The organism is Asticcacaulis sp. (genome assembly GCF_027484505.1).
Lineage (GTDB): Bacteria > Pseudomonadota > Alphaproteobacteria > Caulobacterales > Caulobacteraceae > Asticcacaulis.
Genome location: NZ_JAIXSV010000087.1, coordinates 23,327 through 32,471 on the forward strand (window position 1 = coordinate 23,327; position 9,145 = coordinate 32,471).

11 protein-coding genes are annotated in these 9,145 nt (G+C 59.8%); 7 read left to right on the forward strand and 4 right to left on the reverse strand.

What is annotated here, in order from left to right; genetic code table 11:
* Positions 1-19: 19 nt before the first annotated feature.
* The 5 genes from Q0072_RS05180 to Q0072_RS05200 all read left to right on the forward strand — a co-directional run bounded on the left by Q0072_RS05180 (position 20) and on the right by Q0072_RS05200 (position 3,586).
* A complete protein-coding gene (locus Q0072_RS05180; protein ID WP_298326705.1) occupies positions 20-928 on the forward strand; it encodes a LysR family transcriptional regulator in 909 nt (302 codons plus the stop codon).
* A 205-nt stretch (positions 929-1,133) separates the two neighbouring features.
* Positions 1,134-1,421 carry a hypothetical protein gene (locus Q0072_RS05185; protein WP_298326708.1) on the forward strand — a complete coding sequence of 96 codons (288 nt, stop codon included), beginning with the start codon at positions 1,134-1,136 and terminating at the stop codon, positions 1,419-1,421.
* Positions 1,422-1,444: 23 nt separating this feature from the next.
* The gene (locus tag Q0072_RS05190) at positions 1,445-1,783 is read left to right on the forward strand and encodes a hypothetical protein (RefSeq protein ID WP_298326711.1); all 339 of its coding nucleotides are present in this window, start codon (positions 1,445-1,447) and stop codon (positions 1,781-1,783) included.
* A gap of 47 nt (positions 1,784-1,830) precedes the next feature.
* Positions 1,831-2,799, forward strand: a complete 969-nt coding sequence (locus Q0072_RS05195) for a D-glycerate dehydrogenase (protein WP_298326714.1) — start codon at positions 1,831-1,833, stop codon at positions 2,797-2,799.
* The gene (locus Q0072_RS05200) at positions 2,783-3,586 is read left to right on the forward strand and encodes a kinase (protein ID WP_298326717.1); all 804 of its coding nucleotides are present in this window, start codon (positions 2,783-2,785) and stop codon (positions 3,584-3,586) included. The genes Q0072_RS05195 and Q0072_RS05200 overlap by 17 nt, the downstream gene beginning before the upstream one ends.
* On the opposite strand, the gene Q0072_RS05205 is transcribed toward Q0072_RS05200, so the two are convergent.
* From Q0072_RS05205 to Q0072_RS05215, 4 genes are all read right to left on the reverse strand, one after another.
* Positions 3,575-3,961, reverse strand: coding sequence for a DUF2442 domain-containing protein (locus Q0072_RS05205; RefSeq protein WP_298326719.1), 387 nt, complete (start codon positions 3,959-3,961; stop codon positions 3,575-3,577). The genes Q0072_RS05200 and Q0072_RS05205 overlap by 12 nt on opposite strands.
* A gap of 85 nt (positions 3,962-4,046) precedes the next feature.
* Positions 4,047-4,199: a DUF4160 domain-containing protein gene (locus Q0072_RS21890; protein WP_366941778.1), complete on the reverse strand. Its 153-nt coding sequence runs from the start codon at positions 4,197-4,199 to the stop codon at positions 4,047-4,049.
* A 54-nt stretch (positions 4,200-4,253) separates the two neighbouring features.
* Positions 4,254-5,087 carry an alpha/beta hydrolase gene (locus tag Q0072_RS05210; protein ID WP_298326722.1) on the reverse strand — a complete coding sequence of 278 codons (834 nt, stop codon included), beginning with the start codon at positions 5,085-5,087 and terminating at the stop codon, positions 4,254-4,256.
* A gap of 628 nt (positions 5,088-5,715) precedes the next feature.
* Positions 5,716-6,558, reverse strand: a complete 843-nt coding sequence (locus Q0072_RS05215) for a fumarylacetoacetate hydrolase family protein (protein WP_298326725.1) — start codon at positions 6,556-6,558, stop codon at positions 5,716-5,718.
* Positions 6,559-6,884: 326 nt separating this feature from the next.
* Here Q0072_RS05215 and Q0072_RS05220 point away from each other — a divergent pair, with 326 nt between their 5' ends.
* Together Q0072_RS05220 and Q0072_RS05225 are read left to right on the forward strand one after the other, a co-directional pair.
* Complete coding sequence (locus tag Q0072_RS05220) at positions 6,885-7,688, forward strand: IclR family transcriptional regulator (protein ID WP_298326728.1); 804 nt, start codon at positions 6,885-6,887, stop codon at positions 7,686-7,688.
* Between the two features lie 111 nt (positions 7,689-7,799).
* Positions 7,800-9,020: an energy transducer TonB gene (locus Q0072_RS05225; protein WP_298326730.1), complete on the forward strand. Its 1,221-nt coding sequence runs from the start codon at positions 7,800-7,802 to the stop codon at positions 9,018-9,020.
* Positions 9,021-9,145 lie beyond the last annotated feature (125 nt).

A 9,145-nucleotide genomic window follows, 5' to 3' on the forward strand; every position in this document is an offset into this window, starting at 1 on the left:
GCGCAATGGGGTATTATTTTTGTCGATTTCCATTCAAAATCGTCTGGGTGGGGTCCCCGACGTGTCGTGGGATGATCTGCGGCTGGTCCTGGCTATCCACCGCGAAGGGACGCTTTCGGCGGCGGGCAAGATACTGAACCTCAGCCAGCCGACCATGGGGCGACGTCTTGAAGCCGCAGAGGCGGCCTTTGGCGAGCGCCTGTTTCAGCGCACGACGCGCGGTCTGGTGGCCACGGGGCTGGGGCTGGCGGTGGCCGAACACGCCCGCGCCATGGAAGACGAGGTGCTGGCCCTGTCGCGGCGTCTGAGTGGGGCGCAGCAGGCCCTGTCCGGCGTCATCCGCGTGTCGTCTTCAGAGTGGTTTTTCAATCACGTTCTGATGCCGGTGTTTGAGGGGTTCATGGCCGCCCATCCGCAGGTTGTGATCGAAGCCGTGGTGGATACGCGCGCGCTTGATCTCGACCGCCGTGAAGCCGATTTGGTGTTCCGCTTTGACGGCTTTGCCGAGGGCAATGCCGTACAGCGCAAGCTGACGCGCATCGACTATGGCCTTTATGCCTCGGCCAGCTATCTCAACCGGCATGGGTTACCTGAGGCGGGTGAAGGGGAGAATCATCAGTTGATTCTGATGGCCGAAGCGCTAGGCCATCTCAGCGATGTTGTGTGGTTACAAAGACTTCTGCCGCAGGCGCGGCCCGTGTTTCGCTCCAACAGCCGCGACCTTCAGGCCATGGCCGCCGCCGCCGGGCGCGGTCTGGCGGTGCTGCCCACCCTGATGGCGCGCCCTTTGGGGCTGGTGCCGGTCGATCTCGGCGAAGAGGTCCCGGGCCGTGAGGTGTTTGTGGGCTATCATGCCGATCTCAAACCCATGGCGCGCCTGCGGGCCCTGATTGATCATGTCACGCAGAGCGTACCCTCGTATATTTAGAGCGCTTTCCGAAAAGTGTGACGCACTTTTCGGATAAAGAAGCGCGTTAAACTGAAAAACTTAGAGCGTGATTTCGATTCAATCTGAACGAAACACGCACAAATCTATTCAATTATGAATGAAAATCATGCAAAATTTGCCATTTTGCAAATGTTTGAATGGATTATATGGCGGTCATCGTCCCTTTGCCGATTAGGAGGCGGTGATGAAGGCCATAGGCTATAGTGAAACCGGACCCGCCAGCGTTCTACGTGATCTGGACCTGACCAAACCCATTGCGGAGCCGCGCGATCTGATCGTCCGGGTCGAAGCGGCGGGCGTGGTGGAGTCGGTGGGGTCAGAGGTGACCCTGTTCCGTCCCGGCGATGCGGTTTTTACGCCGGCGATATCACGCGTCCGGGCACAAATGCGCAGTTTCACGCCGTCGATGAGCGCCTTGTCGGCCCCAAACCGCAGACTCTGGGCTTTGCCGAAGCGGCGGCCCTGCCGCTGACGACGATTACGGCGTGGGAGATATTGTTTGAGCGTTTGGAGGTGTCACGCGACACCTCGAAGGCCCCGCACACCCTGCTGGTCATCGGCGGGGCGGGCGGCGCTGGATCAATATTGATTCAGTTGGCCCGGCGTCTGACATATCTGACCGTGATCGCCACCGCATCGCGTCCCGAATCCGTCCAATGGGTTGAAAACATGGGGGCTAACGCCGTTATCAATCATGGACTCCCGTTGGCCGACGAACTGCGGCGCATAGGACTCACCGAGGTCGATTTTATCGCCAGCCTGATCCGCGTACACGAACAGATAGAGACGGGCTCCAGCATCGGCAAAACCGTCCTGAGCGGTTTTCCCGATTGATTTCAGGGCAGGGCAGGGGGACAAGGGACTCCCGCCAAGGAGCCTCCATGTCCCGTCCCCGCATTCTGCTGACCCGTTCATGGCCCGATGGGGCCTTCGCCTATCTGAAAGACCGTTATGAGGTGACCGTCAATGAGACCGGTGTGCCGTTGACGCAGGCGCAACTGATCGCGGCCATGGACGATTACGACGCCCTGTGCCCGACGGTAACCGACAAACTCACCAAAGAAATTTTACGCCCCGGCACGCGGGTGCGGATGATCGCCAATTTCGGGGCGGGGTTTGAACATATCGACCTTGAAGCGGCAAAGGCCGCCGGTATCCGCGTCTCCAATACGCCCGATGTGCTGACCGAAGCGACGGCAGAGATCGCCCTGTTGCTGATGCTGATGACCAGCCGCCGGGCGTCTGAGGCCGAACGCGGTTTGCGTGACGGGCGCTGGAACGGCTGGAAGCCGACGCAGTTTCTGGGGCAGGGCTTGAGCGGCAAGACTTTGGGCCTTGTTGGCTTCGGGCGGATCGGTCAGGCGACGGCCTGTAAGGCGCAGACGGCGCTGGGGATGCAGATTGCCTATCACAGCCGCCACCGCGTCGCGCCAGAGATCGAGGCGCGGTTTGGGGCGCGTTATGTGGACTCGCTCGAGGCTCTGGCGGCCGAAGCCGATGTGCTGTCGCTGCATACGCCGGGCGGTGAGGCGACGCGGCATATGGTCGATGCGCGCTTGCTGGGTCTGATGAAGCCCTCGGCCATTCTGATCAATACGGCGCGCGGTTCGGTCGTGCATGAGGCGGATCTGGCGGCGGCGCTGAAGGCCGGGACGATCTGGGCCGCCGGACTAGATGTCTATGAGCGCGAACCGCAGGTGCATCCGGACCTGCTGCCCCTCGATAATGTCGTCCTCTTGCCGCATCTGGGCTCGGCGACGCGCGAAACCCGCGACGAGATGGGCCTGCGCGCGGCCCATAATCTCGATCGCTTCTTTGCCGGGGAGCCACTGATTGACCCCATTGCCTGATCTCACGGCGGCCCGTCTGGTGATAGACGCCATCGAATGCTGGCGCAGGGATGGGGCACGGCTGATCGGCCTGTGCGGGGCTCAGGGCTGTGGAAAATCAACCATTGCCGAGGCGGTGCGCCAAGAGTTTGCCGGGCGGGGCCTGCGCGTCGCCGTCCTGTCGCTGGATGATCTGTATTTGCCGCCGGATCAGCGGCCCGTTTCGGTCCATCCCCTGTTTGCCACACGCGGTGTGCCCGGCACGCACGATGTGGGTTTGGGGGTGTCGGTGCTTGACGCGCTGAAAGCCGGGGAGGGGGTTGCCCTGCCACGCTTTGACAAGGCGACGGATCACCCACTGCCGCCTCACGACTGGCCGCACATGAGCGCGGATGTGATCCTGTTTGAAGGCTGGTGCGTCGGGGCGCGACCTCAAAGCGAAAGGGCCTTATGCATGCCGGTCAACGCGGTGGAGCGCGACGAAGACCAGGATGGGGTGTGGCGGGCCTATGTGAATCAACAGTTGGCGGGACCCTATGCCGACCTCTTTGCCCGGATGGACCGGCTGATCCTGCTGGCCGCGCCCGGCTTCGACGTGGTTCAGGGCTGGCGCACCCAGCAGGAAGACGCCTTAAGCCAGAGATTACGCTCTGAGGGCCGCGACACTTCCGGCCTGATGGACGCTGACGCGCTGAGGCGCTTTATCGCTCACTATGAACGCCTGACGCGGCATATCCTGGAGGACATGCCGCGTTATGCGAATTTGAATATCTGGTTGGGTTCAGACCGACAGGTTCTACAAATGTGAAACGCCCGCCTTTGGCCGCCCCCCCTTGGCGCCGTTGGCTCGGCTGGCCGTAGCGCGGCGTTCGGCCCGACTCATGGTGTTAGAGCCCAGAACATCGAGAAACAGGCGTGATACCGAAATATCGGCGTCAAGTAACGGAATGTGCAGGCCATACCCGCGTCCCTGCACCTCAATCCCGGTCAGGTCCTGTGGCTTGGCGTCCTCAAGCCCCGCAATGGCCCTGAGTGGAAAGCCGACCGAGGCCCCATTGGTCAGTTGCACGACAAGCTGGGCGCTTTGGGCATCGTAACGCGCACTTTCGGCGCGAAAGGCGGTTTGCGGTTTGCGTCGTGTCTGTTCGAATTGCCGCACTATGACCGGTTTAAACTCAGCCATGAATTTCACTCCACTTGACACAGATCGCTTCGAGATTATGGGCAACCAGGCCGCCGATCTCGTTCAGTTCGCTCAGCTTGAACCCTTAATGATCCCAAAGTTCCACAGGACCTTGCGGGCAATTGAGACGAAACCGCGCCTCAGCCTCATTGCCTTTCAGGGCATGGACATGAGGCGGCGGGTGATCATTTGTATAGATGGCAATGCGAATGTTCCGCAGGGTGAGCCGCATTGGCATGACTCTGTATAGCACTAACCTAGACTATGGTCTAGGTTAGTGCTTTCAGGTCGCTTACGCTTCGATAAAGGCCAGCATATCGGCGTTTAGCAGATCAGCATTGATGGTCAGCATACCGTGCGACAGGCCCGGATAGATTTTCAGCGTGCCGTTTTTCACCAGCTTGATGGCTTCAAGGGCGGCGGCCTTGACCGGGACGATCTGGTCGTCGTCGCCGTGCAGGATCAGCACGGGCACGTCGATGGCCTTCAGGTCTTCGCTGAGGTCGGTTTCCGAAAAGGCCTTGATGCCTTCGTAATGGGCCTTGGCCGAGCCCATCATGCCCTGACGCCACCAGTTGTTGATCACGGCCTCGATGGGGGCGACGCCGTCACGGTTGAAGCCATAGAAGGGGATGGGCAGTTCTTTGAAAAACTGCGTTCGGCTGGCGGCCGTCTGGGCGCGCAGGCCGTCAAACACCTCTATGGGCAGGCCACCGGGGAAGGCTTCGGTCTTCAGCATGATCGGTGTAATGGCGCTGACCAGAATGGCCTTGGCGACGCGGCCATTACCGCCGTAGCGCGCCACATAGCGGGCAACTTCGCCGCCGCCGGTCGAGTGACCGATATGGATGGCGTTTTTGAGGTCGAGATACTCGGCTACCGCGTGGGCGTCGGCGGCGTAGGTGTCGATATTATGCCCTTCGCTGACCTGCTCGGAGCGACCGTGACCGCGGCGGTCGTGGGCCACCACGCGATAGCCCTTAGCAAGGAAGTAGAGCATCTGCGTATCCCAGTCGTCGGACGACAGGGGCCAACCGTGGTGGAAGACGACGGGCTGGGCGGACTTGGGGCCCCAATCCTTGAAGAAGATCTGCGTACCATCGGCGGCGGTGACAAAGTTGGTCATGGTGTGGCTCCGTTCGGGTAAGGCTCCGCCGGTCACGGCAAGAGGCCATTTTTCAAAAAGGTCTGAAATTTTGGATAGTTCGGTTTTGAGCAGGACGCTTACATTCGACGAATGAAGAGATAACGCCATCGCCGTCGTTACAGAAGTCGGAACTTTTGGAATGGAGCGTTGTTAAATGCGCAACGCTGGATCGGGGAGTTATCCTGCGGTATAATAAACTTTTACGCGAAAAACAAAAGCGCCGATCCGCTAGGCTGTGGTGACAATTTAAGATGTAATGCGGCTATTTTCTCCTCCCTACGCTTAAGCGTGGGGAGGTGGCAGCGAGCGAAGCGAAGCTGACGGAGGGGTATAACCGTCCGTAAGATACCCCTCCGCCTCGTAAACTCGGCACCTCCCCATGATATGGGGAGGAGGAAGATCGCAAACGTAAATTCGTCACCACAGCCTAGATCATTATGATTTCTGGTAGAAACATAATGATTCAGCTTTTGTTTAGCCCCTCGCCGGGCGGTGGCTTGCGCCACCTTGGCCGCCGCCGCAATGGCGGCTTGAGCGGAATGATTCCAGTAGAAATCATTCCGCTCTACAACGGACCGACGCTTCTTTGCCAAATATGGGCTCAGAGTCAGGCCGCGATCACCGTCTGCTTCTGGGTGCCGAGGCCTTCGATGCCCAGTTCCATCACATCGCCGACTTCCAGATAGACCGGCGGCTTTTGCCCCAGACCGACGCCCGGCGGCGTGCCGGTCGAGATGACGTCGCCCGGATGCAGGCTCATGAACTGCGAGACGTATGAAACAATAAAGGCGGGCTTGAAGATCATGGTGGCGGTCGAACCGTCCTGATAGGTCTTGCCGTTGACGCTCAGCCACATTTTCAGATTGGTCGGGTCGGCGACTTCATCGCGGGTCACCAGCCACGGGCCGATGGGGCCGAAGGTGTCGCAGCCCTTGCCCTTGTCCCAGGTGCCGCCGCGCTCCAGCTGAAACGCGCGTTCGGATACATCATTGATGGTGCAGTAGCCGGCGATGCAGGCTTCGGCTTCGGCTTCCGTCGCATAGGAGGCCGTCTTGCCGATCACGATGCCGAGTTCGACTTCCCAGTCGAGCTTGGTCGAGCCGCGCGGTTTCTTCACCTCGTCGTTCGGGCCAATGATGCACGAGGTCGTCTTGGAAAACAGGACCGGCTCTTCCGGGATGGGCAGGTTCGATTCAGCGGCGTGGTCGGCATAGTTGAGGCCGATGCACAGGAATTTACCCACGCCGGCCACGCAAGCGCCATAACGCACACCTTCGGGGGCCAGAGGCAGGGTGGCGGGGTCGATGGCCTTCAGTTTGGCCAGCGCCTCATCCGACAGGGTGGCACCGTTGATGTCGGCAACGACGCCAGACAGGTCGCGGATACGGCCGTCAGCATCGAGCAGGCCGGGCTTTTCCTGACCGGGCTGACCAAAACGCAGCAGTTTCATGGGGTTTCCTTATATAGACAGGGGTAGTGGGTCAGGGATAGCGGGTTTGTGCGCGACGGCAAAGAGTCGAAATGCTTTCGCCAGCAGAATATATTTCTTATATAAAATCGTCTTGAGGCCTCTGCCGTTTGTGAAAGAGGTCTTGTCTTGGGCACCGCTACGCAGGGTTTGGGCCAGACACGGTGCATAAAGCCCTTTGCGTCCCGCTTTATGAGGCTACCGTTTCAAAAACGCTTCACAGCGACCGCAATGCCCTTTAGATTAAGCGAACGATTGGTCCGTGGCCGGAGATGCCTGAGTTGGCGCGAGTAAAAGCAGTGGAAAATATGGCTTTGGTGGCCGATGTCGAAGACATGGCCGAGGTCGGCGCCGAAAAGGAAAAGGGAATCGCCGGGGCCCTGACCCTGATGCGCGGTCTGGACGTGCTGGGCCGCGTGGCCAAGGGCGACAATACCCTGCCGAAAATTTCGCGCTCTTTGGGGCTCAACAAATCGACCGTGCACCGTCTGGCCTCGACTTTGGTCGATTACGGCTTCCTGTCGTTTACGCAGCGCGAAGGCTACGCGCTGGGAACGCGGTTGCTGGAACTGGGTCATGCTGCGTCGCAGCAGATCACCCTTACGCGCGTGTCGCACGACCATCTGGTGCGGCTGGCCGCCGATACGGGCGATACGGTCAATCTGGGCGTGCTCGACGGCCATCAGGTTCACTATATCGATAAAATCCCCGGCACGCGTCGTATTGAGGTGCGCTGTGTGATCGGTGAGCGGCAATATCTGCGCCCGACGGGATTGGGTAAGGCTCTGCTGCTGGACGCCGATGAGGACAAGCTGCGCGAGGTCTATAACCGCGAAGCGCGCGAATTCCCCAACTATCGTTACGACCTTAAGGGCTGGCTCGACATCATGAAGACCTACCGCGAAGGTGGGTATGCGCTGGATATGGACGAAAACGAAGATCGCATCCGATGCGTCTCTGCGCCCATTCGCGACCTGTCGGGCAAGATTGTCGCCGCCGTCTCCATCTCCAGCGCCGCGCAATATATGGATGATGCGCGCCTTGAGACGCTGAAGGGCTACGTCAAGGAAGTGACCCTCACCATCAGCCGTGAGTTGGGCTATAAGGGGTAAGTAAGTCGTCCCCGCTGCGGTATGTCATTGCAATTTCACTTTGCGCTCAGCGCCATTTGCCGTATCAATTGAGTGACGAGCGCAAAGCCGTACACAGGCAGGGGGGATTTTATGAGACAGGCTGTGGCTGTCATTGTGGCGCTGTCGTTTCTGGCCGCGGGCGTGTCCGCGCAGGCGCAGATCACCTATCAGCCTGCGCCGGTAACAAAGACGCAGGTCTTTACCCTTGAGCCGCGCGACGGGGTAACCTGCGCCAACGGTACGCTGAGCTGGCCTGCGGCCTTTACCTTCCCGGCGGGTTTAATCGCGCCGTTGCCAGCGCCCAAACCGGCCACGAGCAATAGCGATCCCATCGTGTTCAGAGGTTCGCCCGTGGCGGTGAACAAGGTTTACACTTTGGGCTTTGACGTGCTGGCCAATGGCCGGATGAGCAATATCCGTCCGGTGGGCGGAGATTATCGACTGTCTGCCAATGAATTTTTGCCGACCTGGGCGGCGAGCTGGAATTTCGGTGCTCAGCCAAAGGCTTTGACCGGCTGCAAGATGACATGGGATATCAAAACCGATTACACGCCAGAGGCGGCCAAGCCCCTGATGTATGAGGCCGCTTTTCTGCGCAATTTCGCCAGTGGCCTCAAACCCGCCGATCCGCGCAGCGAGGATTGTAAGGCCGTGGACCGGCGCATCCGTCTGAACGCCTATCCGGACCGCCAGCAAATGCGCCGCACACCGGGGCGTTCGCAATGGCTTGTCCTGCGAACCGATGTGCAGGCCAATGGCAAGGTAAAGGTGGGCGGACGGCTGCGCGCTTCGGGTGAAGAGGCCAATCTGGAGGCGGTGGAAAAGGCCCTGAGTCAGCGCGCCTACTATCCCGGTGAGGCCGCCGAATGCCTGACCGGCTATGTGATCCCAGCGGACGGTCTGCCATGGACGGGCGGCGTGGGGGATGATGGCACGGAGGCTGACAAGGCAAACAAAGAAGCCGAGGAAGAAAAAACCTGTCCGGCGGAGGCTCGCCGTGCGGCCATGACCTTCAGCTATCGCCCTGAATATTATCCGACTCAGGCCAGCCGTCTGGGTATCGAAGGCATCGCGCTGCTGACCTTTGACGTAGCCCCCTGGGGTCAGGTGCGGATCAAGTCGAGTACAAGCCAGCCCCTGCCGCAATTTGCACAGGCCGCGTCGCGCATGTTGACGCAATCGAGCTTCAAACCCACGGATCGCGGTCTGAGTGGGTGTCGTCTGCTGGTGCGCTTTGTGCTCGACAAGGACGATAAGCCCGAAGCGGCCGCTCCCGAAGTCTCGGAAGGTTTAGAGCGGAATGATTTCTAATGGGATCATTCCGCTCAAGCCGCCATTGAGGCGGCGGCCAAGGTGGCAAAGCCACCGCCCGGCGAGGGACTAAACAAAAGCTGGATCATTATGTTTCTACCAGAAATCATAATGATCCAGAAGAC

Excerpts from the sequence above, each read along its gene's own strand:
- Q0072_RS05215 (WP_298326725.1), bottom strand. The coding sequence starts at position 6,558 with ATGAAACTGCTGCGTTTTGGTCAGCCCGGTCAGGAAAAGCCCGGCCTG.
- Q0072_RS21890 (WP_366941778.1), bottom strand. The coding sequence starts at position 4,199 with ATGCCAATGCGGCTCACCCTGCGGAACATTCGCATTGCCATCTATACA.
- Q0072_RS05185 (WP_298326708.1), top strand. The coding sequence starts at position 1,134 with ATGAAGGCCATAGGCTATAGTGAAACCGGACCCGCCAGCGTTCTACGT.
- Q0072_RS05220 (WP_298326728.1), top strand. The coding sequence starts at position 6,885 with ATGGCTTTGGTGGCCGATGTCGAAGACATGGCCGAGGTCGGCGCCGAA.
- Q0072_RS05205 (WP_298326719.1), bottom strand. The coding sequence starts at position 3,961 with ATGGCTGAGTTTAAACCGGTCATAGTGCGGCAATTCGAACAGACACGA.
- Q0072_RS05195 (WP_298326714.1), top strand. The coding sequence starts at position 1,831 with ATGTCCCGTCCCCGCATTCTGCTGACCCGTTCATGGCCCGATGGGGCC.
- Q0072_RS05225 (WP_298326730.1), top strand. The coding sequence starts at position 7,800 with ATGAGACAGGCTGTGGCTGTCATTGTGGCGCTGTCGTTTCTGGCCGCG.
- Q0072_RS05210 (WP_298326722.1), bottom strand. The coding sequence starts at position 5,087 with ATGACCAACTTTGTCACCGCCGCCGATGGTACGCAGATCTTCTTCAAG.